Origin of the sequence: Rhodococcus baikonurensis (genome assembly GCF_040489275.1) — a bacterium.
GTDB classification, from domain to species: domain Bacteria; phylum Actinomycetota; class Actinomycetes; order Mycobacteriales; family Mycobacteriaceae; genus Rhodococcus_F; species Rhodococcus_F baikonurensis.
Genome location: NZ_JBEUOQ010000003.1, coordinates 57,227 through 80,139, shown reverse-complemented (window position 1 = coordinate 80,139; position 22,913 = coordinate 57,227). Strand labels below are relative to the sequence as shown.

Genomic DNA, 22,913 nt, shown 5'->3' with positions numbered 1-22,913 from the left:
CAGCGGCTGCGAACTGATCTCCTCGACATAGCCGTGCAATGCTGCATCGGCCCAGAAAGACAGGCCGACCATGCCCCTCACGATGAAGTACTCCGAGACCTACAACGACGCACTCATCGCGCTCGCTGCCGCTACTCATCGGCCGGCCAACGTGGTGAATCTGTTCGGCGAGTACGCCATTCGTGTCGATCTCGAGTACAACCGTTACCTGCTGGCGACAAACACCGCGGCCGGACTCTCCGATCGACCCGACAACGGGGAATCGTGGCTGGTGCGGTTCTTCCAATCCGAGAACACCGACACTGCGGATCGCCTTCTCGCGGAGGCGTCGCACCAATGGTTGGTCGATGCTCTGGACGCCGCGTTCGAACAGATCGAAGCGGCGGGCAACAAGATCTCCGCCGACGCGGACTTCGGCGACCCTACCCGCACCGAAACTCCATCCTGAACAGCATCGTCTCCCGCGGGCGTCACTAGTCGTTCTCGGCGGTCAACTGGCTGATTCGAGCCGCTAAGACTGCATTCTCTGCCTCCAGGGACAGAATCAGACGAATTCCGACAAGATTGACCCCATCGTCGATCAGCGCGGTGATGCGTCCGAGCGTATCCAGGTCGGCCTCGCTGTACCGACGCGTACCACCGTCCGTGCGGGTAGGGGTGAGTAGACCCCTTCGCTCGTAAAGGCGCAGCGTCTGAGGTCCTACCCCGGACAGCTCTGACATCACTGAGATCCCGTATACGCCGCGCAGCGCCCGGGTCTGGGATTCCGACGTCACTGGAACCTCCTAGTTCGGTGTCGGCTGTCTCAATCGGCGTTATCCGACCTTAGCATCATCACGCAGTGAATCTGACGCGGGGAACATAGATTCAAGCGTGTCCAGGGCCACTGACGGCAAAAATTGGAGTGCCAGAAATGCATGTAAATGCAGCTCAAGTCCCATTTCAACGAGATCGCAGAGCTAGCTCCCCTTCGCCACCGAGCCGAAGCAGCCTTGCCAATTATCTACATCGGCTGATATAGATTTTGTAGCACCTGAAAGCGCCATAACCGGAGCTCGATGGTGCAGAACACCCAGACGTCGGAGTCGGTGGTTCAGCCGACTCCCTCACGGCACACTCTTCACCGGGAGCAAGATGACGACGATCGACATCCCGCCCACACAGGGCGAGAGCAACACCGGCATCGGATTCACTGTCGCAAGCGCGACTTTGACAACCGAAGAGGTCAAGCGCCGAATCGCGATGATGTACGGCGACCCGGTGACAGAGGAGCCGGTAGCACTCGCGCACTGAACCTGTCCGACACGCGATCCGATTGACGATGGCGCGAGATCGCCCCGTTTGCGGGCGATCCCCATCACGACGAGAGGAAAACATATGTCCGAGTTCACCGTACCGGGACTGAGCAGCGCAGACGGTTCGTCCGTCGCCGATATTCTGCAGGAACGCCTCAGCGCCTACAACGATCTTCACCTCACGCTCAAGCACGTTCACTGGAACGTCGTGGGCCCCAACTTCATCGGCGTCCACGAGATGATCGACCCCCAGGTGGAGTTGGTCCGCGGCTACGCCGACGATGTGGCCGAACGTATCGCGGCACTGGGTAACTCGCCCAAGGGCACCGCGGGAGCGATCGAGCGGGACCGCACGTGGGACGACTACTCCGTCGGCCGAGACGACGCTCGCGCGCACCTCGCTGCGCTCGACCTCGTCTACACCGGGGTCATCACCGACAGTCGCACAGCAATTGACAGCGTCGGCAAGATCGATCCGATCACCGAAGACATGTTGATCGGCCAGACGGCACAGTTGGAAAAATTCCAGTGGTTCGTTCGTGCTCACCTCGAGAACTCGGGTGGCAGCCTCGTACACGAAGGCGCGTCCACCGAGCAGGATGCCGCAAATGAGGCACGCCAGAGCTGATGCACCGTCCGCGATTTCGGCCGATCGGGGGTCGGCCGAAATCGCACCCCCCACAACAGGAAAGGGCAAGAGCATGTCTGCGGACTCGCGCGGCACGTCGGCACAGACACGTCGCGAGTATCAGATGTTCGTGTTGCAGCAGCGTTTGTTGTTCGGATCGATCGTGGCAGGCACCGCTCTTGGAGTTCTCGCGATCAACTACTTCTGAAATATCAGGGGCCGCAGCCGTCGAAGACAGGACAGAAACGACACAATCATGAGTTCGAGCACTCTCCGCTCGATCGTTCGTAGCGATCGCTTTGCGGCAAGCACTTCTTCTCTTCTGCTCGTGGACAGCGATTTTCGCATCCAGGGCGCAAACGACGAGTACCTTGCCGTATCCGGCCGCAGCCTCGATCAGTTACACGGAGTGGAAGTGTTCGAAGCCTTCCCCGACAATCCCGACGACTCGTTTGCCGACGGAATCTTTTCGTTGACAGCGTCATTCGAGCGCACGATGCACTCCAGAACTCGGGACGCACTGCCGACTCAGCGTTACGATGTGCGCGACGAGCGAGGCAGCGGGCTGTTTGTCACGCGCTATTGGAATACGGTCAATTCCTCTGTCACCGATGATGACGGCAGGGTTATCGGAGTGCTTCATCGTGTGTACGAGGTTCTACGACCGCGGGCTCAGCAGTCCAGTTCGGCGTCAGACGTACTTGCCCGCCTTCGCGCGGAGAACGACGAACTGAGAAGAGCTTTGGACTCTCGGCCAGTGATCGAGCAGGCCAAGGGATTACTGATGGCAGAGCGCGAGTGCTCTGCCGACCACGCCTTCGACTTTCTGGTTCAGATGTCGCAGGAATGGAACGTCAAGGTGCGCGACATCGCCGGTGGTCTTGTCGCCGCAGCAGAAAGACGTGCCGTGGATCAAAAGAATTCCTGACGACCGGGATTCAAAAGTTGTACGGCTGGGTAATGACCGACCAGAGGTACCCCCGAAATCTTCCCCGCGAGGGAGGAGCCTCGAAGGTCCCGCCGGTTCAGGCCGGCGGGACCGAGCTTTGCCTCAACACCCGACCTGGATCCTCGATCCGAGTCGAGTTCGTCACGCAGCGAAGGGAACGTCCATGTTCATGCGCTCCTACACATCTCCCAGGCCCCTTGCCGACGAGTGGGATTGGCAGCTGTCCGGCACCTGCCGCGACACCGATCCCGCCCTGTTCTACGACGACACGAACGAGCGCGGCTCCAGGCGAGCGAAGCGCGAGAGTTCGGCGAAGCTGGTGTGCGCCAGATGTCCTGTCGTGCAGAGATGCCTCGTGCACGCCATCCAGACCGGGGAACCCCACGGCATTTGGGGCGGCATGACGGCGACCGAACGAGAATCGTTGCGTAAAAGTCGAACTGAACCACTGATCAGTGCCGCGGCGAGCTCACCGGAATAGGTAGCAACCTCAAGGTCTGGCCTCGTGGTGTCGCAAACCGTGCGTGCGGCGTCGCTCCTTCATCTCGGCTTCGAAGAGGTGCGATACTCCACCGGCCAGCTTGTCACGCACCACCTGCTCGCATTCGCGAAAGAAGGACCAGTAGTTCTCGTCGAACTCTTCGACGAGCTGGAAGGTCCAGCGCCCTTCGACCACGTTCCGGCCCATCAACTCGCCCTCGATCTGATCGGCCAGCTCGTCGTTACCGCTGGATCGCAGTAACTCGACGACCTCGTCGAGCATGAGATCCGCATGTCCGATCAGCTGATGGAAGTCGTACAGAGCGCCGCGCGCCCGCTCCACCGTTTCGAGGGCGTTCGACAACACCCCCGCTGCCTTCACCTCGTCGTCCGTGACGCCTTCCGGTCGTGTGTGTACGGGGATCTGCCTGTCCGCCTGAGTGCCCATGAAACGGACGTACCCGAACGGGTCACAAATGAAAGATGGGAATCGGTACGAGCGCACCACAGGTGATGTGTCTCACAATTCATCCTCTAGTTCGAGTAAAGAGGATTACTTCGCCGCGCGAAGGGTAATCGAAGGCCATGAATACTTCCGGGGTAGAGATGGCTGGCACGCATGGCCGGTACCGTTCCTTGCCTCGGTCCGCCGGAATTACGCCACATCTACCTACAGGAAGCCCCTTGATCCCTCTGTCGAGTCCGACCGAAGCCGAACTTACTCACGACTCCATCGCCTCGCTCCGCGTCCGAGCGTCCTACTCCCAACTGCCGACTCTGCGCGGGATCACTCGCACTGTTGCCAACAACACCGGGTTGGATGTCGACGGAACAGCCGATCTTGCTCTGGCGATGGACGAAGTCGCGAGCATCCTCATCGGCCATGCGATACCGTCCAGCGACTTGACCTGCCGATTCGAGACCTACGGTCGCACTCTTCGGATCGTCGTATCGGTGATTGCGCACTCCGAAATACCCGACAAGTCCCACAGCTTCGGATGGTTCGTTCTCGAAGCACTGGTCGACTCGGTCCGTTTGGAACAATCGGAAATCGACGCGGACGGTCACATCACCCTGACGATGACGCTTGAAAAGGGCTTGCTCCAGGAGCGTGCGTGACCGCTGTCCCACCGGACAAGAAGGACCAGTACGAACTAGCTGTCGAACTGTTCGTCTCGATGGCTTCGCTTCCGCCTGACGATCCGACCCGAGAAAAGATCACCAACTCGATCATCGAACTGTGCCTACCACTGGCCACCCACGTCGCTCGCCGCTACCAGGGGCGCGGCCAGCCTTTCGAGGACTTGGAACAAGTTGCGCGCGTGGGTTTGGTACAGGCTGTGCAGCGATTCGACGTAGACAAAGGGTCAGATTTCCTGTCGTTCGCAGTCCCCACCGTAATGGGTGAGGTACGCAAGCACTTTCGCGATCACGGCTGGTCCGTGCGCGTGCCTCGCAGCCTTCAGGAACGACACCTTGCCCTCAACCGGGCGCTCACGTCGTTGTCGCAGACGCTCGGCCGTGCACCGACAGTCGCGGAACTCGCCAAGGAGCTCGACATAGAGCCGGACGAGGTCGAACAGGGGTTGACCGCCGGAAATTCGTATCGAACGACCCCGCTCGACACGGCGTCCGCCGGCGACGGGAGCGGACTGACCCTGATCGATACTTTGGGACAGTACGACGAAGCGATCAGTCGGATCGACAATCACGAAACCCTGCGGCCCGCGCTCCTGGCACTACCGGAGCGCGAGCGCACGATCGTCGTTCTCAGATTCTTCGGTCATCTCACCCAATCCCAGATCGCCGACAAGGTCGGCATCTCTCAGATGCATGTATCGAGAATCCTCACTCAGACTCTGAAGCAGCTACGGACCGAGATGGGTGAAATCTTCTGAAGGTACGTCTCGCGGATCAAATGTATTCCTGTGCAAGACGTTCCATCTCATCTCGATCGATGAGGCCGGGCTGGCCGATGTCGAGAGCCTCGAGATACTTGTTGGCGAGGCGATAATCGTGCCCCCAACGACCGTGCTCGCCGTCCTGCTCGGCGCGCTGAACACTGGAACCGGGCGGAACCTCGTCCCTCAGTCCGTTGGTCTGCGCGCCGATCAATGTGTCCAGCTTGGTCGAGATGGCCGTGAGTGCATCGCGGTCGTTCATCTGAATCCCTTCGTCAGGTGACGCTGATCCCCCACCATACCGAAGTGTCTGTCCAAAAACATTGCACCGCTTAATGTTCGACTACAAGCCTGGACCGATCCAAGCCCTCGAGCTACACTGAACGGTACCGAGGTTGAGAATACAGCCGGGGCTGAAGCCGCTGGCGCTCGGTTCGCATCAAGGCTCTGGATCAGGTCACATTTTCCTGCGTACATCCATTGGGCTCGATGCTTTCCACACCTGGACTCTTTCACTTTCCGTGCCGCCAGGTCGGTCGTCAGCCTTTCGATGAAAAGCACACAGACCGGATCTGCCATGAATCTGAATGATCTCGACCATGCACCGATCGATTTCGTCGATCCCTCAACACAATTGGGGCCGATCGTGGACACACAAGGCTTCGCGGCCTGGCGGATAACACCCTCGACAGTCCTGATCCAGGTCGACGTCGACCTCGACAAACTGTCCGCGCCAGAACTACGAGAACTTCTCGACTCGTACGCAGCGGAGTGGTCTCGCGTCATTCTCGACCTGTCCAATTCACTGTTCGTCGGTGCGGTCTGCCTCGAACTGTTCGCCGAACTGAACTCCCGTTCGCGAGCCCACGATTTCCAGTGGTCCGTCATCGGGTCACACCCGCTTCGACGCTTGCTTCGGGCTGCGCGGGCGGACGAGGAATTCCCGGTCACCAACTCTGTCGAGGGAGCCATGCGCGCACTCGACGAAGCCGAGCAGTCGCTCGAAGCCTCCTGACGCCACGCCTGCACCGGCGTCGAGCGCCGCACGCTCGCAGCGACTAAGGTTCGTCGGGCTGTCCGACGAGCTGAGAGAGACCGAGAATGACAATCGCCAAGCGCCTCGATGCCTTGCAACAGAAGCATCCGGCACTGGGGTTCCCGATAGCGGTCCTCTACAAGTTCCTCGACGATCAAGGTGTTTATCTCGCCGCGCTGATCGCTTACTACGGTTTCGTCTCGCTCTTTCCTCTTCTTCTGTTGCTCTCGACCATTCTCGGCTTCGTGCTCTCGGGCAACCCCGAGCTTCAGCAACAGATCTTGGACTCCGCGCTGCATCAGTTTCCGGTAATCGGTGACGACCTGGGCAATGCGCAACAGATCGGCGGCGGTGTCACAGGGCTGGTGATCGGAATCGTCGGTGGTCTCTACGGTGGCCTCGGCGTCGCTCTGGCTTGCCAGAATGCAATGAACACGGTGTGGTCGGTGCCCCGAAACATGCGACCGGATCCCATCCGCGGTCGTCTTCAAGGGTTACTGCTTCTCGGCACGATCGGTCTCGCGATCGTGGGGACCACCGCTGTCTCCAACATCGGCGGTGCGCTTCATCTGGGCGGTTCGTTCAGCTTCCTGCTGACCCTTGCGGTAGTCGTATTGAACGCGGGCATCTTCATCGTCGCTTTCCGGCTCACCTGCGCCCGCCCGCTCTCGGTGGCCGATGTGGCACCCGGAGCGATCGCCGCTGCTGTTCTCTGGCAAGCACTTCAGTCCTTCGGTGCCCTTTACGTGACATCCGTGGTGCGAGGCGCCTCCACCACCAATGGCGTCTTCGCCATCGTTCTGGGTTTGTTGGCCTTCTTGTTCCTCGCTGCCGCCTCGATCGTCATGTGCGCGGAAATCAACGTCGTGCGAGTCGACAAACTCCATCCGCGGGCGTTGTTGGCTCCGTTCACCGACAACACCGAGCTCATCGAAGGCGATCGGCGCACCTTCGCCGATCAAGCAAAGGCGCAACGCGCGGTTCCTCACGAGAACATCCATGTGACGTTCGACGGGCGCACCAAACCCGACGATTCGGACTGATCTCGACCCCGATCGAGTTGGGTATTTGGTCCCCTCCTGGGTATCGGGGTGGCATTCTGCGCCGCGAATCCAGATTTAACACAAGTGTTGTCATTTCGCGCTGCATCGAAGCGACGAATACATCACAGCAGGTAAACGCGCATAGTTGAACAATCACCTGCTTCCGACGCGGTCCCGGAACGGGACAAAGCCGTCAAATACTGCAACTCGCCATGCATGTAATTGGAGACAGAAAAAGAAGAGCATGGCAGGATCAGGTGTGAGACCGGACTCTCGATGGGAGGGCTCGGCTCGATGGATCCAGGAGAATTTGGTTATGGCTCAGGGCAGTGTCAAGTGGTTCAACGGTGAAAAGGGCTTCGGATTCATCGAGCAGGAAGGTGGCGGACCGGATGTGTTCGTTCACTACTCGGAGATCCAGGGCAGCGGCTACAAGTCCCTCGACGAGGGCCAGAAGGTCGAGTTCGAGATCGGACAGGGCCAGAAGGGCCCCCAGGCTCAGAACGTTCGCGCCATCTGAGTTCGATCCCAGTCTGACTTCAGACTGAAAAGGCTGGACGCTGCACCGCATGGTGCCGGCATCCAGCCTTTTCTTGGTTTCCAAGTCTTCCTGGCCTTGCTGGACTCCGGGTCCGGTACCGGCTAGGTCGCTCGCGCTCGCTTCTTCTTGTGTGAGCTGTCGCAGAACGGCGCGATACCGGTTCGTCCGCATCGACACAAAGCAACCGTGGAGCGCTTGTTCTCGATCGGAGTGCCGTCGTCACGGAGCAACTCGAAGTCACCACGCACCAGCAGCGGGCCGTCCGAGCAGGCGGTTATGGTGGTCTTGTTACCAGGAACACTCGGTGTTTCGGCAGATGACGATTCGGGAAACGCGGTCATATGTCCTCTTCACTTCTCGATTCGGCCACTGGCGTGCCCACTTCCATGCCTGTTCCACAGGCGCGCGGCCCACTGAGCGCCACTCTTGTTTCCATTCTGCGCTCCTCGGCCGATCCGAGGGAGCTTACGGCTGCCACCGACGCCTACGAGGATGCACGGTCCATCGACCCCACCTACGACATTCTTCGAGACGACGACGCTCAGTTGACCCTGACGCTCCTCTACGAGCTTCATTTGCAGGGAATCGAGAACGTCTCGGACGAGTGGGAGTGGAATCCGGATCTGCTCGCCGTGCGCTCTCGGCTCGAAGCGCGCTTCGAGCCCGGCATCGCGGAACTTGTGGGAGAGGTTCCGTCGTCCGGCGACGTGGTGGCCGACCTGTGGGCGACGACCGCTCCCAGCGCCGGCCCCGGTCTGGCGTCCTTCATGGCGAAGGACGCCACGGTCGATCAGTTCGCGGAGGTGCTGATTCACCGTTCGCTCAATCAGCTCCGTGAAGCGGATGTGCACACCCTCGGAATTTCGCGGCTCTCCGGTGCCGTCAAGGCGGCACTCGTCGAAGTGCAGAGCGACGAGTACGGAGGCGGCCGCGCCGAGCGTATGCATTCGCGTCTTTTTGCCGACACCATGCGGGCTGTCGGTCTTTCGGACCGCTACGGCCATTACATCGATGCTGTTCCCGCGGTCACCTTGGCGTCGTTGAATGCTCTCTCGCTCTTCGGTTTTCATCGTCGACATCTCGGAACGCTGGTCGGGCACCTGTGCGCCGTCGAGACCACGTCGGCGCTGCCGAGCAAGCGCTACAGTGCCGGACTGCGCCGACTCGGATTCGGTTCGGACGCGACACTGTTCTACGACGAGCACGTGGAAGCAGATTCGGTTCACGAACAGATCGCCGTTCGCGAACTTGCCGGCGGTCTTGCTTCTTCGCAGCCGCACCGCACTGATGACATCTTGTTCGGCGCCGCAGCGTGCCTCGCGTTCGACGACCTTCTCGGCGATCACCTCACATCGAGCTGGGAGAAGGGCGAGACTTCGTTGCGCGAATGATCACGAGTTGTTCGATTTCCTGACCTGTGGTGATCAGCCCTCGCGCCTCCAGCATGGTGCGCCGCTCGCGCATCACGGGCCCGAAGGGAATGTACTTCCGGGCCGAAATCTCCACGGCCATACCGTGTTCCTCGAGTATGGCCTCGGTCTTGTCGACCCCACACAGTACCGACTGCAGGAGAAGAAGTGTGCCGCCGGGGACGAGCACTTCGTGAACCGTGGCCGCGATCCTGTCGATCAGGGCACGACCGTCCTTGCCTGCGTCCCAAGCCCGTTCGATTCCAGCGGTAGGGAGATTATCTGCAAGCGCAGGGACGTACGGCGGGTTGGAGATCACCAGATCGAAGAGTTCCCCGTGCACCGCGCCGGTGAGGTCCCCACGACGGGAGTCGATCGAGGTTCCGTTGAGGATCCCGTTGAGACGAGCGTTGGCACACGCTCGGCGAGATATGTCGACCGCGACGACGTGACCTGCGCCGGCCGCGGATGCCGCGACGGCAAGGGCGCCGGTCCCCGTGCACAGATCCAGCACCCGACTGCGAGCGGTGAGGTGCTCGAACAGCAGCGCATCCGCCAGTAACGACGTGTCGTGTTGCGGTGGATACACACCAGGTAGACGCAGGATCATCATCGGCTCCTCTTTTTCAGGCGACATCGCACATCGCTGCGTGCGGCTACCCAGGAACCTCGGATTTCATGCAACATCGAAGCATCAACCGCCTGGAACGGTTACATCGTCGCAGTTTGCGGAGTAGACCTGAGTCATGACAGGCAATGCGGACACTCCACAGGGAGCCGCGGCGTTTGCTTCCGCAGCAGATTCGCTCGACACTCTCGCCGAAGCGATCGCCGGACTCCGGTCCACTCTGAACACGGACGAGCATCTCGACTCCATGCTCCAACGTCTGGCCGAGACTGCTGTCAAAGCCCTGCCGGATGCCGATGCTGTCAGCGTGACGGTGCTGTCCGCCGATGGCCCACGAACTGCCGCATCCACCGCGGACTACCTTTCCGAGATAGACGACGCCCAGCACTCTGCCGATCGTGGTCCGTGCGTTGACGCCGCGCGCACTGTGTCGTCGGTACGGGCAAAGGTGGGTGATCACGAGGAAACATGGCCGGAATTCACCGCCGAGGCCCGCAAACAAGGCGTCCGGTCCTACTTGTCCGTGCCGATCACCATGGGAGAAGGCAGCACCGAACTACTCGGTGCTTTCAACGTCTACGGATTCGCGTCGACAGAGTTCAAGCCCTTCGACGAGGAGTTGATGAAATTGTTCACCGCCGGTGCGGGCGCAGCGATCGCAGATTCACGACGCTGGCGTCAGGCGCACGAACACATCGAACAACTGCACTGCGCCATGGAATCTCGGGCCGAGATCGAACAGGCCAAGGGCGTCCTGATCGCCGTCCACGGTATCGACGCCGACGAAGCATTCAGCCGTCTCGTGCAGCAATCGCAGCACACCAACGTGAAACTGCACGAGGTTGCCCGGATGCTCGTCGATTCGGTGCGCCACCGCCGGTTCTGAAAGAACGCCGGTGGCAAAACCCCGTTTTGTACCCCGAAGGTGCAGTTCCCAAACGCATCCAGAGATGTTTCACCGAAACAGTTTTCGACCTGCGTAACTGCTGGCGGTCGCGCGGCGGCACTCGTCCGAAATGTGGTTATCTGTTGAGAACCGGGACGAAAGAAGACCCGACCGTACCAGGGTGAGGAAAGGATCGTCACTGTGCCAATCGACCAGGTTCTTGTCGTAGTTCCCGCCCACAACGAAGCCGAAGACCTTCCCAACTGCCTTCGCGCACTCGCAACAGCGGCATCGGCTTGCATTGTCCCCGTCCGACTTGTTGCCGTCCTCGACAACTGTTCGGACGGAACCGCGGGGGTCGTCCCCGACGGAGTGGAAGTACTGCGTGTCGAGCATCAGAACGTCGGACGTTCGCGAGCGACGGGCTTCTCCGCGTTCGGCTCAGATTTGGGCGCCTCAGCGTGGTTCACCACCACCGATGCCGATTCGGTGGTCGGCCCCACGTGGATTGCGCGCCAATTGGAATATGCGCGTACTGCGGATGTCGTCGCGGGAACCGTGCGCATCGCCGACTGGGAAGGTCATCCACACTCAGTCCGCGAACGATACGAACGTATGTATCACGAGCATCCGTACGGTCGACACGGTCACGTCCACGGTGCCAACCTCGGTGTCCGCGCCGACATGTACTGGAGCGTCGGAGGATTCTCCGATCTCGAAGAAGACGAGGACGTCGATCTCGTCCGGCGGTTGAGCGAAGCTGGTGCCTGTATCGCATGGGCCGAAGACATTGCGGTCACCACGTCTGCACGTCTCGACGGCCGAACTCCGGGCGGTTTTGCCGGACATATCCGTAACCTGGGTGGTACGACCGCCGATAACGAAGAAGCGGAGCTGGCACGATGAAACGACTACACACACTCCTGGACGCAGGTGGACTGTACTTGCCGTTGCCCGGCGGCGGCGCGACGGCAGCACGATGGACCTCCCTGGCAGAACTCACTCGAGAGAACGTGGTCCTCGGCCGAATGGCTGAGGCCCACACCGATGCAGTCGCGATACTCACCGAACTCGACGGGCCCGATCCCGAACCGGGTCAGCTGTGGGGAGTGTGGGCAGCCGAGCCACCCGAACCAGTGGTGAATGCATCTGAGCACGTGGGGATCTGGACACTCACCGGTCGCAAGTTGTGGTGTTCGGGCGCCAACACCTGCACGCATGCACTGATCACCGCGTTGGTCGACGGTGTCCCCTCACTCTTCGCGGTCGAGCTCGGACTACCTGGGGTACATCCAGTTCCCGATTCGTGGAAGGCCGTTGGCATGGCCGAAAGCGACTCCAGCGCGGTCGATTTCGACATGGTTCCGGCAATACCGGTCGGGACGGCAGGCGACTACCTGAGCCGGCCGGGGTTCTGGCACGGCGCGATAGGAGTGGCCGCATGCTGGTACGGCGGTGCCTGCGGCGTCGCAGATCCGTTGTACGACAAGGCCGCAAGCAGCGAAGATCCCTATGTACTCGCGCACCTCGGTGCGGTCGACGCGGCGCTGGCCGCGGCCCGCAACGCGCTCGCAGTCGCGGCGGCGGAGATCGACGCCGACCCTTTCGACGAAAATGCCGAGGCCATGCAACGGGCACTGCGTGTGCGGGCAATCGTCGAGCGCGCCGCCACCGAGACCCTGGATCGGGTGGGACGCGCTCTCGGGGCTGCACCGCTCTGCATGGACGCCGAGCATGCCGCCCGCGTCGCCGACCTCACCGTCTACTTGCGGCAGAGCCACGCCGAGAAGGATCTGGCAGAACTGGGCCGGATTGCGGCCAAGGGGAAACGGCCGTGGTGAACTCGAAACTGTTCGCGCAGAAGCCCGTCGACGACGGTGGCACCCCCGAATCGACGTGGCGGGAGTGGGGACGCAGGTTTCCGGAACTGGACCTGAGCGGGTGCTCGCGATTGATCGTCGTCGCACCTCATCCCGACGACGAAATCCTCGGCCTGGGTGGAACCGCACTCCTGGCAACACTTTCCGGAATCAATGTCCACGTGGTGTCCGTTACCGACGGCGGCGCTTCACATCCCGACTCACCGACGGTGACTCAGCCCGAGATGGAACAACTTCGACGGTCCGAGTCGGATCGAGCGGCGCGTGTGCTCGGGATTCCCGCGCCGGTTCGATTGAGCATCCCGGACGGGAAGATCGGCGAGAACCGGCGAGAGTTGACCGACCGCCTCAGCTCGATTCTCGGTGATTCCTCGGCCGATACCTGGTGCGCCTCGACGTGGCGAGGGGACGGCCACCCGGATCATGAAGCCACCGGTGACGCTGCGGCAAGGGCGTGCGCGGATACTGGAGCACGATTGATCGAGTACCCCATCTGGGCGTGGCATTGGGCCGCGCCGGATCATGCGGCAGTCCCGTGGGACAGAGCAAGAAGAGTGACCTTGCCTTCCGACGTGCAGGCTGCAAAATCTGCTGCCACCAATGAGTTCACTTCACAGATCGCCCCGCTTTCCGATCACCCCGCGGATGCGCCCATCCTCCCCCGACACGCGATGGAACGACTACTGCGACCGTACGAGACGGTGTTCGTATGAGCGATCGTGAACTGCCCGCGGATTACTTCGCCAAGATGTATGCCGCACAGTCCGACCCATGGGATTTCGAATCCCGCTGGTACGAGCAGCGAAAGTACTCGCTCAGTGTCGCCATGCTCCCGAAACCTCGATACCGCCGCGCGTTCGAACCTGGGTGCTCGATCGGGGTTCTCACCGAGAAGTTGGCCGAGCGCTGCGACAGCGTTCTCGCCACCGACATCGTCCCCGTCGCACTGGAGAATGCTCGCGCGCGGCTTTCCGGTCGTGACGCCGAATTCCGTCTCTGGGCTTTGGGTGACGACTGGCCCGACGAGACCTTCGACCTCGTCGTCGTCAGCGAGGTCGGCTATTACCTGACCTTCGAAAAGCTGATCGAGGCAATGCTGCACGTCGTCGAGCATCTCGAGCCTGGTGGAACGCTGCTGTGCGCCCATTGGCGTCACGTCGTACCGGAGTATCCGCAAAACGGTGACGCCGTTCATTCGGCTGTGCGCCAGACACCGGGGTTGGCGCAATTCGCGTCGTACCAGGACGAGGACGTGCTGATCGATGTCTTCGTGAAGGGTCCGCCGTCACCACCATCGGTAGCGCGTTCCGAAGGTCTGATCTAGAACTCCTGTGCGTGGTTGAGGAGTGTGGGGACTCCTCAACCGCGCACGGGGTCAGTCTCGCTTCTCCAACGCGAGGTCCGTATCCGAGTGCAGTTCACCGACTTCGGACTTCAGGATCCGCATCGACCAGCCGAGGCCGCGGGCCGCGTCGGGCAACTTCTTCGAACCGAACAGCACCACGAGCACTACTGCGACGATCGCCCAGTGGGTCGGGCTCAGCGCGCCCATCAGGCGGGTTCCTTGCCCTCGGGGTACACCGCATCGACCTCTACCTCGACGAGCCAACCGGCAACCGGCAGTCCGGCAACCTCGAGCGCGAAGCGGGTGGGCCGGGCGCTGTTGCGCTCGATCGGAGCGATCGGCTCGGCAGTGCCCATCGGAACCAGCTCCGTATCACCGGTGTCGAGATTGGTGTTGGCGAAGAACTGGCGGTACGCACGATTCCATCCGGCGTAGTCGGCCTTGTCCGACCCCGGCGCATTGTCGAGGAAAACGCGCATCGTCACGACGTCTTCGAGACTCAATCCCTGTGCTTCGAGGTTGTCGCGGATCTTCTTGAGTACGTTGATGCCCTGTGCCTCGGTGACGGTGACCCCGGCCGGCAGAGCACCGCCGGAGAACTGACCGTCGATGTACGACTCCGGCGATCCTTCCGGCGCCGCCTTGTTTCCTGCCGACGGGCCGATGCCGCTGGTCTTGTAGATCGCGGTGTCGCCGCCGATCGCGACACCCTGAGCGATCATCGGGTTGGCCTGCCCCGCTTCGAGAATCGATGTGGAGACGAACGAACTCGATGTGGTCTCGGCGTCCGCCTCGTCAGACGAGCAGGCAGTGGCGAACCCCAGTAGCGCGGTGGCGGCAAATGCGGCTGCAAGGATCTTGGTGCTGCGAGATTTCATGATCTGACCTCCAGAAAAAGTGATGGAAAATGAAGCACGTCAGGCGGTTTGCGCAACACGCTGATGAAGATGAGTGACGACGTCCTGTGCGGACGTGAAGGCCCCGTGCTGCCAAGCGATAGCATTGGAGAGGTGATCGCCGGCGAAGTAGATCCGGTCGACGGGTTCGAGCAGCTTGGTGTACTCGGGAGTTGCCATGCCGCCGTGGGAATCTCCCGCGCCGGCCCATGATGCCCAGGCGGATTCCGAATACTTGGTACGACGCCAGCTTCCGGAGAAGGACGACGAGATGTCGCGAGTGTATTTGTCGCCGTGGATCTCTGCGCCTTCGGCGATGGCCTTGGCGAGGCGCTGACGGTGCGTGAGCGATTCGAAAGCCTGTTGACGCTTACCCGAGCTGTAATACGCGACGACGACGCCACGGTCGGAGTTGTAGTGGTCGTAGGGGAACATGATCTGGGAGATGTCGCGGTCGGTGTTGGACGCGCCGCCGTAGATGCGGTCCTCGGTCTCCCACCACCGACGCGAGTATTCGATACCGAGCTTGCCCGACGACGACGGCTTGGCTGCGTCCAACGCGAGCAAGATGTCGGAGGGCAGGTTGTTGTTCAGCCGCTTGATCAGGTGCGGTGGGATCGTGCAGATCGCGTAGTCGGCGGTGATCGACTTGGTCTTGCCGTCGACGACGTAGTCGACGGTGACGCCTTCCGGCACGTTCTTCATGCCGCTGACCTCGGCGCCGAACTCGATGTTGTCCATCCCGATCGCGTCCTGGAACTTGTAGTAGATCCGGTCCATGCCGCCGACGGGGGTCATCATCGTCATGGCCTGGTCGTAACCGAACTCGAAGGAGAACGCACGCCCGATGCCGCCCTGGATGACATCGCTCATCCCGAAGGGTTCGATCTCGGTTCCGAAGTTGAGGCCGGCGCCCGGCTCCGCGGAGTGCCCTCGACGCGAGGATCCGACGTAGCGCCCGTCGCTGGAGAGATCACCGAAGTCGGTGAGGAAAGACGAGAGTGCTTCCTTGTCTTCCTTGCTCAAGACCTGGTCGAGAGCGCCCTGATTGGTAGCCTTCTGCAGCAGCTCGGACATGTATCCGTAGGTGTCGGCCTTGGCTGCTCGGTAGGTGATCGACTGATTCGCGAGCGGCTTGTTGCCGGTGTAGTTGACGAAGGTGTTCGCATTCTGGTTCCCGAACATCTGCAGTTCGACGCCCAGCTCGCGGCAGTAGTCGATGGTGTTGTGATTTTGCGGAATACGCGTCGCACCGAGGTTGTAGAAGTGCCCCTCGGAGAACGTACAGGTCTGTGTCTCACCGTTCAGATCGGTTTCTTCGGTGCCATTGCGGATCGACCACACCCGACCACCAGGCCGGTTGCGCGCTTCCAGGACAGTGACCTTGTATCCGGCCTTCTGCAGTTCGTAGGCGGAGCACAGACCGGACGGTCCGCCGCCGAGGATCACGACGGAGTGATTTCCCTTGACCTTCCCGATCAGGTCACCGGCAGCTGGCGCCTGGAATCGCCTCGGCGTCGCCGCCACCGCCGGCGCCAGGCCGATGGACGACATAGCACCGAGTGCCAGGCCGGCACCGCCGGTGATTCCCAGACTGCGCATGAAAGATCTACGTGTGTATGGCATTCGAGCTCCCCAGTGTGCTCCCGGTGATCCGGGTGGTTGGTGTTGAACACAGACTTCAGGAGCGTTGGGTCCGGAACTTGACGCACAGGAAACAGTCAGTGGGGACCGAGTGAGAAACCTGCGAGCATCCGCATCGGGCTCTCTCACCCGAGTGCGATCAGCGGAAGCATGTCCGCAATATCCGCGTTACAGAACCGGACTAGCGTGACGCGACATGTCCGCTCTCACCGAAGCCATCGCGCGGTCCTTCACCACGCGCGAGAAGCAGCCCCCGGCGCGATCGCCGCTGCGCGCGTTGGGCCGTCGGCAACTCTCCGGCGCGGAGGTGCTGGCCCAGTCGGTGGCAACCACTGCTCCCGCGGTGTCGATGGTCGTTCTGCCCGTCACCATGCTGACACACGGCCGATTGTTAAGCGGGATGATCACCATCATCGCGGCCACCGTGCTGGTGACGCTCATAGCGTTCTGCGTTTCACAGTTCACGCGCCGAATGGCAGCATCAGGTGGGCTGCACAGCTTCGTCTTTCGTGGACTGGGCACCCGGGCAGCATTGACCACCGGCATCGCCATGTTGGTCAAATACGTGGGAAGCGCGGTGATGACGCTCTACCACGGAGGACAGGCCGCAATCGCATTGCTCGGCTTCGCGGGTGTGCACGTGGACAAGACTTTTCACGTCATCGCGCTCTATCTGGGGATAGCCCTGCTGATTCTCGGTGCCCTCGTTCGGGGTGTCAGATTTGCCGCTCTCGCGATCCTCGTCGTCGAAAGCTGTTCACTGCTGTTCATAGTCGGGCTCATGGTCCTGGGCGGTTCCGGAAGCCAACAGGCACAGATCGTTCCGCCCAGCTCCGGCCACGGATTACTGCTCACCGCCCTGGCTGCCGTGTTCGCTCTCGCCGGATTCGAGAGCGCGGCCTTCTTCGGCCCCGAAGCTCGTCGTCCGCTGGTAACCGTCACCCGCACAGTTCTTCTCACCCCGATCATCTGTGGATCGCTCTTCATCTTCGCGGGCTGGGCCGCTTGGTCCGGACGCAGTGACACTCTGGTCAACGCCTATCTTCACGGAACGGCGACAGGTGTGAGCCCCGCCGTCGTGATCGCGCTCAACGTCGGTCTGGGGTGCTCGTGGCTGGCGTCGTCGATGGCGTCGTCCAATGCTGCGTCACGCCTGGTCTATTCGTTCGGCGTAGAGCGCCTACTCCCCCGCCGGTTCGCCTCGGTTCACAGCGCATTTCGCACGCCCTACTTCGCGCTCACCGTCGTCGTCTGCACAGTTCTGGTGGGCGGCGGAGCCTTTGCCATCCTTGGACGCGGAGAGATTTTCGACGACGTTCGACTGACGGTTCGCGGTGCCGTCATCGTTGCCTATGCACTGGTGGCGATCGCATCGGTTGTCTTCCTGACGCGTATCGGAGAGCACACTCCCGGCGTTCTCGCAGCCGCGTCATGTGGAAGTGGTGCCGGTGCGATAGTTCTCGGTTACCTCGTTTACGCCAACACGATCGACCATGCGTACGTTGCACCGATCGCTGTGCTCGTGATCCTGACCTCGGGCACACTCTGGCAGTTCTACCTGCGACGCCGAAGCCCCAAAAGTCTGCTGCACGTCGGAGCCTTCGACAGCCCCGAAACCGAGGACGTTCTACCCGGAGCTGGGGTGTTCGCCACCGACGCAGCCGGAAACATCGTGCTGGTGGGCGAGCCGACTGCCGGCGCCCGCTGATGGTGGGCCGACCACGCGACCTCGGTGGGCACGAACCCCGAGCCGTTCAGCGCGCCCTTGCCCTGCTCGAGTCGGCAGCCAGGCTCGGATCGGGAGCCACCGCCAAAGACATTGCCGCCCTGGCCGACATCCCCCCAGCCACCGCGTATCGGTTGCTCAACATCCTTGTCGCCGACGGCTACCTGGTTCGGATCGCCGACCTATCCGGCTTCGCGCTGGGCCGACGCACCCGCGAATTGGCCGGGGCTGCCGCCGAACCCACACCCGTCGACAACTCGGTGCTCCTCGAAGAACTCCGCGAACAGCTGAGGTTCGGGGTCTACCTCGCGTCGTTTGCAGAGAACAGAATTCGACTTGTGGATCGCGATCCCGACCACGAGCTCAGCGGCGAACGAACGCTGGTCACAGCCGTTCACGCATCAGCTATCGGGAAGCTGCTCCTCGCCGGCCGACCCGAATTGGCCGAGACCCCATTGCGAAAGGTCACCGCACACACCATCACCGACGGCGACGCGTTGGAACTCGAACTCTCGCGGATCCGGCGCGGTGAGCCCGCCCGTGAGGTCGACGAGATTCGTGTCGGACGCTCTGCCGTCGCCGTCCCGATCCACAACGTCGAAAGGTGTGTCGTCGGTGCCTTGGCTGCGATAGGTCCGACCGGCAGACTTTCCGTGAACGACGCAGACCTGGTGGCGCTCTTGCGGGAGTACGCGGAACGCATCGTTGCTCCGACGATGTCGAAAGCAAGCTGAAATCACAGACCGAAAACGCGTTTGGCAAAGCCGAGATGCTCGTCGGCCCAGCCGATGACGCCCAGAGTGGAGTCGAGATTCTGCGGCGGCGTGCGTACCAAGGTGTCGCGTCGGACGAGTCGGTCGAAATCGACCTGCGCTCGGTCGAACTGGGCCCCGGCTGTGACCATGATGTTCGCCAGCTCGTGCGCCATCACCCCGTACGCGACTGTCGTGGGATGAACGCCGTCGAGCGAGAAGAGGCCGCCCGATGCGCGGCCACCGCGACCGTCTGCGGAGAGGAACAGTGAGTCCGGCACGGGTTGCAGATCGGTCAGTGCCTTGGGGAGGGGGTACGGCGTCCACCATGACGGCCGCGCATTGACATCGGTGACGTAGCGCCGTGAAGCCACGCGCTCGAGCAACCCGGCAATATCGCAGAGGTACCAGTCCTTCCCCACCCGACGGGCATTCGCCACGGCTTGCTCGATTCCGTCGTTGTACATGTCGATTGCGGTATCGACGGCCCACGCCTGCGCGCCGGTGATGTGTTGATCGCGCTGAGGGTCGAAGTCGGTGTCGCGCACCCATGGTCGCGCGTAATACGGGAAATATCGTGATCCGATTTCGATCTTGCCGCCGAGCCCGTGGGCGATCGGCGCGATGGTCACATGCGGGACCGTGCAAAGAATGACGTGCTGGGCCTTGATCTTGCGGATCGCAGCCAGCACCTCGGCGTACTCCGACGCGAAGTGCACTGGCTGCCACACCGTGTAGTCGCGCTTTCCGTCCGGGTCGCGGAAGTTGTTGCCACTCCACTCGACCCGGAGTTCGGTGACGGTGCGGAGCGCATTGTTGGCACCGAGGAAGACGATCAGAGTTTCGATGCCTTCCTTGCCCAGCTCCGCTGCTGCGTCGAACGCCGTCATGCGCTTCTCTGCCTCAGAGCCTCGCGGCAGAACTCTCAGTGCGGCACGCTCGCCGTTGTTCTCGACGATCTGGCTGATCAGGTCGTCGTGTGGTTCGTGCAGGGCTGCCTCACACCCCTGCGCAGTCTTGGTCAGAGCATCACGAAGGTCCCACCCGTACACCGAAAGGTTGTGATTGATGGCAGAGAAAGTCGGCGCCTCGCTGCCCGGTCCGCGTTCCCAGTAGTCCTCCACCTCGTCCATGAAGGCACGTGCAGCAAAGAGCGCGAGCGGAACCTCCCAGAGGTCGAGCCGCGGTCCGAAGCGCTCTTCGAGGGTGCGGAGCAGCAGTTCGATGTTGAGTGGAAGCCCGCCCGGGCCGCCGTACCGGGGAAAGCGGAACTGGTCGAGCCAGCCCAACTGGTGAGCAATGATCGCCGGAAACGACAGATCGGTATTGAAGATCGCCCCGCTCTGAAATCCCTGCGACAGCGAATCGCCGATGACCACCAACCTGTGGGGAGCATCGCCCCCAGGCGGAATAACCGGAATACCCACGGTGGGATCGAACTGCGGAACCCTGGGCCCTCCGGCTGCCGCAGCCACGACGTCGTCGGGAGTATCGGATGGAAGTTCCACGCCCACTCACCTCCGAAAAAATCCAGCTGGTCAGCTGATCAGTGGTGGCTTACGCCGATCGGCATTGTCCTGATCCGATTGCTTCTCGATCGACCTGACAACCTCGTCGGCCCACTGTTGATTTCGGCCGTCGAATTCTGCGCGGTCCCGGCGCGCGATACCGCGTCCGACCAGGATGGCAATCGGAATGGAACACACGACCCATACGAGTAGTACGCCTCCGACAATCCACCACATACTCAGTAATTGTGCCCGATTCGCCGACCGTTGTGCTCCAGGTCGAAACTTCTGTCCGAATCGTGGCGTTCAATTGAGGTGAGCTCGCAGGTCAGTAGCGATCGGCGTCGACAGTTTCGCGGACCTTACGGACCTGATTCCAACCACGAGCGGCGATGCCGAAGGCAACAAGCGACATCAGATCCGAGACCGTCAGACCGTGTTCTCGATTCAACGACCACAAGACCTGACCTTCCAACGGGCCGTTGAAGAAGAGCCACGCCACTCCTGCGCAGACGGTCGCAACAACACTGGCCTTCGACGGCTTCATCAAGCACACGGTGCTGGTCACGAACAACAAGTTCATGAAAACCAGACCGTAGAAAATTCCGATCATGCGACTCCCCCCCGAAGTTGGTTCGTTCAGCTGCGGTTGAAGTTCAGGTACGCCTTCGACGGAGTCGGGCCGCGCTGACCCTGGTACTTGGATCCTGCCTCGGAGCTTCCGTAGGGGAACTCTGCAGCGCTCGAGAGCTTGAGCAGGCAGAGCTGCCCGATCTTCATTCCCGGCCACAGCGTGATCGGCAGGTTTGCGACGTTGGACAGCTCCAGTGTGATGTGGCCGCTGAAACCCGGGTCGATGAAGCCGGCGGTGGAGTGCGTCAAAAGGCCCAGGCGCCCGAGGCTCGACTTACCTTCGAGGCGCCCGGCCAGGTCGTTCGGCAGTGAGCACACTTCGAGAGTCGAACCGAGAACGAACTCGCCGGGATGCAGTACAAACGGCTCGCCCTCTGCCGGTTCGACCAGGCTGGTCAGCTCGTCCTGGCGCAGTGCCGGGTCGATGTGCGTGTACCGCGTGTTGTTGAAAACCCGAAAAAGACCGTCGAGGCGCACGTCGACGCTCGACGGTTGCACCATGGAATCGTCGAAAGGGTCGATACCCAGACGTCCAACGGAGATTTCGGCACGGATGTCACGATCGGAGAGCAGCACAGGTAGAGGTTACCGGTTCTGCGAGCAGTGCCGACCCATCGCCGGGGGCGATCACATTGCGGTGACGAAGCGCGATGGGTGAGTTCGGGACTCCCACGGCAGAGCCCAGCCCCACCTGTCTCGAGTTCTCCACCCCGAAAGGCGTTCCCGCGCAAAACTTTTAGACGAAACATCCACCAATTTTGCCGACTTCGACACGCGCCTTCTCTTCAACGACGGCCAGTGATATGTCTGCTCGAATGCTCGTCTGATAATGTTCGGAAAGCACGTTGATCGGCGGTGAAAACACGTCCGGTCGGCTGCGACGCCGATGTAGTTCAATGGTAGAACATCAGCTTCCCAAGCTGAATACGCGGGTTCGATTCCCGTCATCGGCTCCACAGATTCAACGCAGGTGGAGGGCGTTTCCGTTCACGGAAACGCCTTCTTGCTTTCACGCTGACGCCGCGAATACGCCGCGCGGCGGGCTTCAGACGCAAGCGTTGATTGCAATCACTGTGCGTTCCACAGTCGCGAGCGCGTCCACAGCGTCGTCCCTACTCAACGGGTACGAGCCACCAAGTGCTAGAGGACCGGATCTCGGAATTCTGCAGTTCATCGATGCCGTCCGACTGGTCGTGCCCCGGCCTCAATCGGTGTCCATTGCGCGCACTGTCAGGAGAGTGCTGTCGACCTCGAAGCCGATGGTCGCCGGTACCTCGGTTCGTTTGCCGTCCATCAGTGATTCGAGCGCGACTACCAACCGATGGGGTTGGAAACTGTTTCTGCTCGGGCACCGCGCGCTTATCAGTTTTTAACACCGATCTGCCGTAGCGCACCCGGACACCGGGGACCACAACTCACGCAAGAATGCAGGTCTTCTCACAATCACAACTGTGAAAATACCCAAGTCCGTCAAAAATCACCTTCGAAAAGCATCAAGTACGTATTCTTCCTCAGTACCGGACAGCCCTAACCGTAAGTCCCAATGCACGACCATCGGTCTGCACATTAAAAACCCTCACCAACCTACATCTTGTGCCTGCTCGGATCATCCGTGGATCGACTCATACACTCCGGATCCGGAAGAGCCGGATAAATCTCGAAGAAATACCCCAGTTTGGAGGACTGTCACATTAGCGTCGCGCTACCTTCCCGAAGATCTTAAAAAACCGGCA

At 61.3% G+C, this 22,913-nt stretch carries 31 protein-coding genes and 1 tRNA gene; 20 read left to right on the top strand and 12 right to left on the bottom strand.

What is annotated here, in order from left to right:
• The first annotated feature begins 70 nt into the window (after nucleotides 1-70).
• Nucleotides 71-448 (top strand): hypothetical protein, encoded by a 378-nt coding sequence (locus ABWI03_RS07995; RefSeq protein WP_095971906.1) that lies wholly within the window; start codon nucleotides 71-73, stop codon nucleotides 446-448.
• Nucleotides 449-473: 25 nt separating this feature from the next.
• On the opposite strand, the gene ABWI03_RS07990 is transcribed toward ABWI03_RS07995, so the two are convergent.
• Nucleotides 474-776, bottom strand: coding sequence for a MerR family transcriptional regulator (locus tag ABWI03_RS07990; RefSeq protein ID WP_124567380.1), 303 nt, complete (start codon nucleotides 774-776; stop codon nucleotides 474-476).
• Nucleotides 777-1,134: 358 nt separating this feature from the next.
• On the opposite strand from ABWI03_RS07990, the gene ABWI03_RS07985 reads away from it, so the two are divergent.
• From ABWI03_RS07985 to ABWI03_RS07965, 5 genes are all read left to right on the top strand, one after another.
• Nucleotides 1,135-1,293, top strand: a complete 159-nt coding sequence (locus ABWI03_RS07985; RefSeq protein WP_166812223.1) for a hypothetical protein — start codon at nucleotides 1,135-1,137, stop codon at nucleotides 1,291-1,293.
• A gap of 84 nt (nucleotides 1,294-1,377) precedes the next feature.
• On the top strand, nucleotides 1,378-1,923 hold the full coding sequence (locus ABWI03_RS07980) for a Dps family protein (RefSeq protein WP_095971904.1): 546 nt from the start codon (nucleotides 1,378-1,380) through the stop codon (nucleotides 1,921-1,923).
• A gap of 73 nt (nucleotides 1,924-1,996) precedes the next feature.
• A complete protein-coding gene (locus ABWI03_RS07975; protein WP_020968725.1) occupies nucleotides 1,997-2,131 on the top strand; it encodes a hypothetical protein in 135 nt (44 codons plus the stop codon).
• Nucleotides 2,132-2,179: 48 nt separating this feature from the next.
• Nucleotides 2,180-2,851, top strand: coding sequence for an ANTAR domain-containing protein (locus tag ABWI03_RS07970; RefSeq protein ID WP_095971902.1), 672 nt, complete (start codon nucleotides 2,180-2,182; stop codon nucleotides 2,849-2,851).
• A gap of 184 nt (nucleotides 2,852-3,035) precedes the next feature.
• Nucleotides 3,036-3,353, top strand: a complete 318-nt coding sequence (locus ABWI03_RS07965; protein ID WP_095971959.1) for a WhiB family transcriptional regulator — start codon at nucleotides 3,036-3,038, stop codon at nucleotides 3,351-3,353.
• Nucleotides 3,354-3,362: 9 nt separating this feature from the next.
• On the opposite strand, the gene ABWI03_RS07960 is transcribed toward ABWI03_RS07965, so the two are convergent.
• On the bottom strand, nucleotides 3,363-3,800 hold the full coding sequence (locus ABWI03_RS07960) for a hypothetical protein (RefSeq protein ID WP_200314347.1): 438 nt from the start codon (nucleotides 3,798-3,800) through the stop codon (nucleotides 3,363-3,365).
• Between the two features lie 236 nt (nucleotides 3,801-4,036).
• Between ABWI03_RS07960 and ABWI03_RS07955 the strand changes: the two genes are divergently transcribed.
• Together ABWI03_RS07955 and ABWI03_RS07950 are read left to right on the top strand one after the other, a co-directional pair.
• Nucleotides 4,037-4,471, top strand: coding sequence for an ATP-binding protein (locus tag ABWI03_RS07955; RefSeq protein ID WP_019747468.1), 435 nt, complete (start codon nucleotides 4,037-4,039; stop codon nucleotides 4,469-4,471).
• The gene (locus tag ABWI03_RS07950) at nucleotides 4,468-5,250 is read left to right on the top strand and encodes a SigB/SigF/SigG family RNA polymerase sigma factor (protein ID WP_095971901.1); all 783 of its coding nucleotides are present in this window, start codon (nucleotides 4,468-4,470) and stop codon (nucleotides 5,248-5,250) included. Before ABWI03_RS07955 ends, ABWI03_RS07950 begins: the two co-directional genes overlap by 4 nt.
• Before the next feature lie 16 nt (nucleotides 5,251-5,266).
• Here ABWI03_RS07950 and ABWI03_RS07945 read toward each other — a convergent pair whose 3' ends face one another.
• On the bottom strand, nucleotides 5,267-5,515 hold the full coding sequence (locus tag ABWI03_RS07945) for a modification methylase HgiDII (RefSeq protein ID WP_095971900.1): 249 nt from the start codon (nucleotides 5,513-5,515) through the stop codon (nucleotides 5,267-5,269).
• A gap of 315 nt (nucleotides 5,516-5,830) precedes the next feature.
• Between ABWI03_RS07945 and ABWI03_RS07940 the strand changes: the two genes are divergently transcribed.
• From ABWI03_RS07940 to ABWI03_RS07930, 3 genes are all read left to right on the top strand, one after another.
• On the top strand, nucleotides 5,831-6,268 hold the full coding sequence (locus tag ABWI03_RS07940; protein ID WP_124567382.1) for an STAS domain-containing protein: 438 nt from the start codon (nucleotides 5,831-5,833) through the stop codon (nucleotides 6,266-6,268).
• An 86-nt stretch (nucleotides 6,269-6,354) separates the two neighbouring features.
• Nucleotides 6,355-7,332, top strand: a complete 978-nt coding sequence (locus tag ABWI03_RS07935) for a YihY/virulence factor BrkB family protein (RefSeq protein WP_095971898.1) — start codon at nucleotides 6,355-6,357, stop codon at nucleotides 7,330-7,332.
• 316 nt (nucleotides 7,333-7,648) lie between these two features.
• The gene (locus ABWI03_RS07930) at nucleotides 7,649-7,852 is read left to right on the top strand and encodes a cold-shock protein (protein WP_003943666.1); all 204 of its coding nucleotides are present in this window, start codon (nucleotides 7,649-7,651) and stop codon (nucleotides 7,850-7,852) included.
• Between the two features lie 122 nt (nucleotides 7,853-7,974).
• Here the strand turns inward: ABWI03_RS07930 and ABWI03_RS07925 are convergent, their stop codons facing one another.
• The gene (locus ABWI03_RS07925; RefSeq protein ID WP_166812229.1) at nucleotides 7,975-8,214 is read right to left on the bottom strand and encodes a CDGSH iron-sulfur domain-containing protein; all 240 of its coding nucleotides are present in this window, start codon (nucleotides 8,212-8,214) and stop codon (nucleotides 7,975-7,977) included.
• Between ABWI03_RS07925 and ABWI03_RS07920 the strand changes: the two genes are divergently transcribed.
• On the top strand, nucleotides 8,215-9,264 hold the full coding sequence (locus ABWI03_RS07920; protein WP_298776065.1) for an iron-containing redox enzyme family protein: 1,050 nt from the start codon (nucleotides 8,215-8,217) through the stop codon (nucleotides 9,262-9,264).
• Here the strand turns inward: ABWI03_RS07920 and ABWI03_RS07915 are convergent.
• A complete protein-coding gene (locus tag ABWI03_RS07915; RefSeq protein WP_298776066.1) occupies nucleotides 9,221-9,919 on the bottom strand; it encodes a HemK2/MTQ2 family protein methyltransferase in 699 nt (232 codons plus the stop codon). The genes ABWI03_RS07920 and ABWI03_RS07915 overlap by 44 nt on opposite strands.
• A gap of 109 nt (nucleotides 9,920-10,028) precedes the next feature.
• On the opposite strand from ABWI03_RS07915, the gene ABWI03_RS07910 reads away from it, so the two are divergent.
• From ABWI03_RS07910 to ABWI03_RS07890, 5 genes are all read left to right on the top strand, one after another.
• Nucleotides 10,029-10,796: a GAF and ANTAR domain-containing protein gene (locus ABWI03_RS07910; RefSeq protein WP_095971895.1), complete on the top strand. Its 768-nt coding sequence runs from the start codon at nucleotides 10,029-10,031 to the stop codon at nucleotides 10,794-10,796.
• 201 nt (nucleotides 10,797-10,997) lie between these two features.
• Nucleotides 10,998-11,702, top strand: coding sequence for a glycosyltransferase family 2 protein (locus tag ABWI03_RS07905; protein WP_283376871.1), 705 nt, complete (start codon nucleotides 10,998-11,000; stop codon nucleotides 11,700-11,702).
• Nucleotides 11,699-12,637 carry an acyl-CoA dehydrogenase family protein gene (locus tag ABWI03_RS07900; protein WP_200314354.1) on the top strand — a complete coding sequence of 313 codons (939 nt, stop codon included), beginning with the start codon at nucleotides 11,699-11,701 and terminating at the stop codon, nucleotides 12,635-12,637. Before ABWI03_RS07905 ends, ABWI03_RS07900 begins: the two co-directional genes overlap by 4 nt.
• Complete coding sequence (locus tag ABWI03_RS07895) at nucleotides 12,631-13,389, top strand: PIG-L deacetylase family protein (protein ID WP_124567388.1); 759 nt, start codon at nucleotides 12,631-12,633, stop codon at nucleotides 13,387-13,389. Before ABWI03_RS07900 ends, ABWI03_RS07895 begins: the two co-directional genes overlap by 7 nt.
• Nucleotides 13,386-14,000, top strand: coding sequence for a class I SAM-dependent DNA methyltransferase (locus tag ABWI03_RS07890; RefSeq protein WP_298776074.1), 615 nt, complete (start codon nucleotides 13,386-13,388; stop codon nucleotides 13,998-14,000). Before ABWI03_RS07895 ends, ABWI03_RS07890 begins: the two co-directional genes overlap by 4 nt.
• 51 nt (nucleotides 14,001-14,051) lie before the next feature.
• Here ABWI03_RS07890 and tatA read toward each other — a convergent pair whose 3' ends face one another.
• Genes tatA through ABWI03_RS07875 form a run of 3 tightly spaced genes read right to left on the bottom strand, consistent with a single transcriptional unit; the run spans nucleotide 14,052 to nucleotide 16,519 of the window.
• On the bottom strand, nucleotides 14,052-14,228 hold the full coding sequence (gene tatA / locus ABWI03_RS07885; protein ID WP_353798853.1) for a Sec-independent protein translocase subunit TatA: 177 nt from the start codon (nucleotides 14,226-14,228) through the stop codon (nucleotides 14,052-14,054).
• Nucleotides 14,228-14,899, bottom strand: coding sequence for a Rid family hydrolase (locus ABWI03_RS07880; protein WP_298776077.1), 672 nt, complete (start codon nucleotides 14,897-14,899; stop codon nucleotides 14,228-14,230). The genes tatA and ABWI03_RS07880 overlap by 1 nt, the downstream gene beginning before the upstream one ends.
• Nucleotides 14,900-14,938: 39 nt before the next feature.
• Nucleotides 14,939-16,519, bottom strand: coding sequence for a flavin monoamine oxidase family protein (locus ABWI03_RS07875; RefSeq protein ID WP_166812321.1), 1,581 nt, complete (start codon nucleotides 16,517-16,519; stop codon nucleotides 14,939-14,941).
• A gap of 238 nt (nucleotides 16,520-16,757) precedes the next feature.
• Here ABWI03_RS07875 and ABWI03_RS07870 point away from each other — a divergent pair, with 238 nt between their 5' ends.
• Both ABWI03_RS07870 and ABWI03_RS07865 read left to right on the top strand, forming a co-directional pair.
• Entirely contained in the window at nucleotides 16,758-18,269 is a 1,512-nt protein-coding gene (locus ABWI03_RS07870; RefSeq protein WP_298776080.1) for an APC family permease, read from the top strand.
• Entirely contained in the window at nucleotides 18,269-19,021 is a 753-nt protein-coding gene (locus ABWI03_RS07865; protein ID WP_296554949.1) for an IclR family transcriptional regulator, read from the top strand. The genes ABWI03_RS07870 and ABWI03_RS07865 overlap by 1 nt, the downstream gene beginning before the upstream one ends.
• Before the next feature lie 2 nt (nucleotides 19,022-19,023).
• Here ABWI03_RS07865 and ABWI03_RS07860 read toward each other — a convergent pair whose 3' ends face one another.
• The 4 genes from ABWI03_RS07860 to dcd all read right to left on the bottom strand — a co-directional run bounded on the left by ABWI03_RS07860 (nucleotide 19,024) and on the right by dcd (nucleotide 21,756).
• The gene (locus ABWI03_RS07860) at nucleotides 19,024-20,547 is read right to left on the bottom strand and encodes a hypothetical protein (protein WP_298776084.1); all 1,524 of its coding nucleotides are present in this window, start codon (nucleotides 20,545-20,547) and stop codon (nucleotides 19,024-19,026) included.
• Nucleotides 20,548-20,577: 30 nt separating this feature from the next.
• The gene (locus ABWI03_RS07855) at nucleotides 20,578-20,784 is read right to left on the bottom strand and encodes a hypothetical protein (protein WP_019747486.1); all 207 of its coding nucleotides are present in this window, start codon (nucleotides 20,782-20,784) and stop codon (nucleotides 20,578-20,580) included.
• A 91-nt stretch (nucleotides 20,785-20,875) separates the two neighbouring features.
• Nucleotides 20,876-21,160, bottom strand: a complete 285-nt coding sequence (locus ABWI03_RS07850; protein WP_019747487.1) for a hypothetical protein — start codon at nucleotides 21,158-21,160, stop codon at nucleotides 20,876-20,878.
• A 26-nt stretch (nucleotides 21,161-21,186) separates the two neighbouring features.
• Nucleotides 21,187-21,756 (bottom strand): dCTP deaminase, encoded by a 570-nt coding sequence (dcd, locus tag ABWI03_RS07845; protein ID WP_019747488.1) that lies wholly within the window; start codon nucleotides 21,754-21,756, stop codon nucleotides 21,187-21,189.
• A 306-nt stretch (nucleotides 21,757-22,062) separates the two neighbouring features.
• Between dcd and ABWI03_RS07840 the strand changes: the two genes are divergently transcribed.
• A tRNA-Gly gene (locus ABWI03_RS07840) sits at nucleotides 22,063-22,136 on the top strand.
• Nucleotides 22,137-22,913: the final 777 nt, after the last annotated feature.

Bases quoted from the DNA above. Each gene is read 5' to 3' on its own strand.
- ABWI03_RS07930 (WP_003943666.1), top strand. From the start codon at position 7,649: ATGGCTCAGGGCAGTGTCAAGTGGTTCAACGGTGAAAAGGGCTTCGGA.
- ABWI03_RS07865 (WP_296554949.1), top strand. From the start codon at position 18,269: ATGGTGGGCCGACCACGCGACCTCGGTGGGCACGAACCCCGAGCCGTT.
- ABWI03_RS07880 (WP_298776077.1), bottom strand. From the start codon at position 14,899: ATGAAATCTCGCAGCACCAAGATCCTTGCAGCCGCATTTGCCGCCACC.
- ABWI03_RS07875 (WP_166812321.1), bottom strand. From the start codon at position 16,519: ATGCGCAGTCTGGGAATCACCGGCGGTGCCGGCCTGGCACTCGGTGCT.
- ABWI03_RS07970 (WP_095971902.1), top strand. From the start codon at position 2,180: ATGAGTTCGAGCACTCTCCGCTCGATCGTTCGTAGCGATCGCTTTGCG.
- ABWI03_RS07920 (WP_298776065.1), top strand. From the start codon at position 8,215: ATGTCCTCTTCACTTCTCGATTCGGCCACTGGCGTGCCCACTTCCATG.
- ABWI03_RS07870 (WP_298776080.1), top strand. From the start codon at position 16,758: ATGTCCGCTCTCACCGAAGCCATCGCGCGGTCCTTCACCACGCGCGAG.
- ABWI03_RS07910 (WP_095971895.1), top strand. From the start codon at position 10,029: ATGACAGGCAATGCGGACACTCCACAGGGAGCCGCGGCGTTTGCTTCC.
- ABWI03_RS07965 (WP_095971959.1), top strand. From the start codon at position 3,036: ATGTTCATGCGCTCCTACACATCTCCCAGGCCCCTTGCCGACGAGTGG.
- ABWI03_RS07925 (WP_166812229.1), bottom strand. From the start codon at position 8,214: ATGACCGCGTTTCCCGAATCGTCATCTGCCGAAACACCGAGTGTTCCT.
- ABWI03_RS07975 (WP_020968725.1), top strand. From the start codon at position 1,997: ATGTCTGCGGACTCGCGCGGCACGTCGGCACAGACACGTCGCGAGTAT.
- ABWI03_RS07890 (WP_298776074.1), top strand. From the start codon at position 13,386: ATGAGCGATCGTGAACTGCCCGCGGATTACTTCGCCAAGATGTATGCC.
- ABWI03_RS07855 (WP_019747486.1), bottom strand. From the start codon at position 20,784: ATGTGGTGGATTGTCGGAGGCGTACTACTCGTATGGGTCGTGTGTTCC.
- ABWI03_RS07995 (WP_095971906.1), top strand. From the start codon at position 71: ATGCCCCTCACGATGAAGTACTCCGAGACCTACAACGACGCACTCATC.
- ABWI03_RS07985 (WP_166812223.1), top strand. From the start codon at position 1,135: ATGACGACGATCGACATCCCGCCCACACAGGGCGAGAGCAACACCGGC.
- ABWI03_RS07850 (WP_019747487.1), bottom strand. From the start codon at position 21,160: ATGATCGGAATTTTCTACGGTCTGGTTTTCATGAACTTGTTGTTCGTG.
- ABWI03_RS07940 (WP_124567382.1), top strand. From the start codon at position 5,831: ATGAATCTGAATGATCTCGACCATGCACCGATCGATTTCGTCGATCCC.
- ABWI03_RS07960 (WP_200314347.1), bottom strand. From the start codon at position 3,800: ATGGGCACTCAGGCGGACAGGCAGATCCCCGTACACACACGACCGGAA.
- ABWI03_RS07980 (WP_095971904.1), top strand. From the start codon at position 1,378: ATGTCCGAGTTCACCGTACCGGGACTGAGCAGCGCAGACGGTTCGTCC.
- ABWI03_RS07900 (WP_200314354.1), top strand. From the start codon at position 11,699: ATGAAACGACTACACACACTCCTGGACGCAGGTGGACTGTACTTGCCG.
- tatA (WP_353798853.1), bottom strand. From the start codon at position 14,228: ATGGGCGCGCTGAGCCCGACCCACTGGGCGATCGTCGCAGTAGTGCTC.
- ABWI03_RS07915 (WP_298776066.1), bottom strand. From the start codon at position 9,919: ATGTCGCCTGAAAAAGAGGAGCCGATGATGATCCTGCGTCTACCTGGT.
- ABWI03_RS07945 (WP_095971900.1), bottom strand. From the start codon at position 5,515: ATGAACGACCGCGATGCACTCACGGCCATCTCGACCAAGCTGGACACA.
- ABWI03_RS07935 (WP_095971898.1), top strand. From the start codon at position 6,355: ATGACAATCGCCAAGCGCCTCGATGCCTTGCAACAGAAGCATCCGGCA.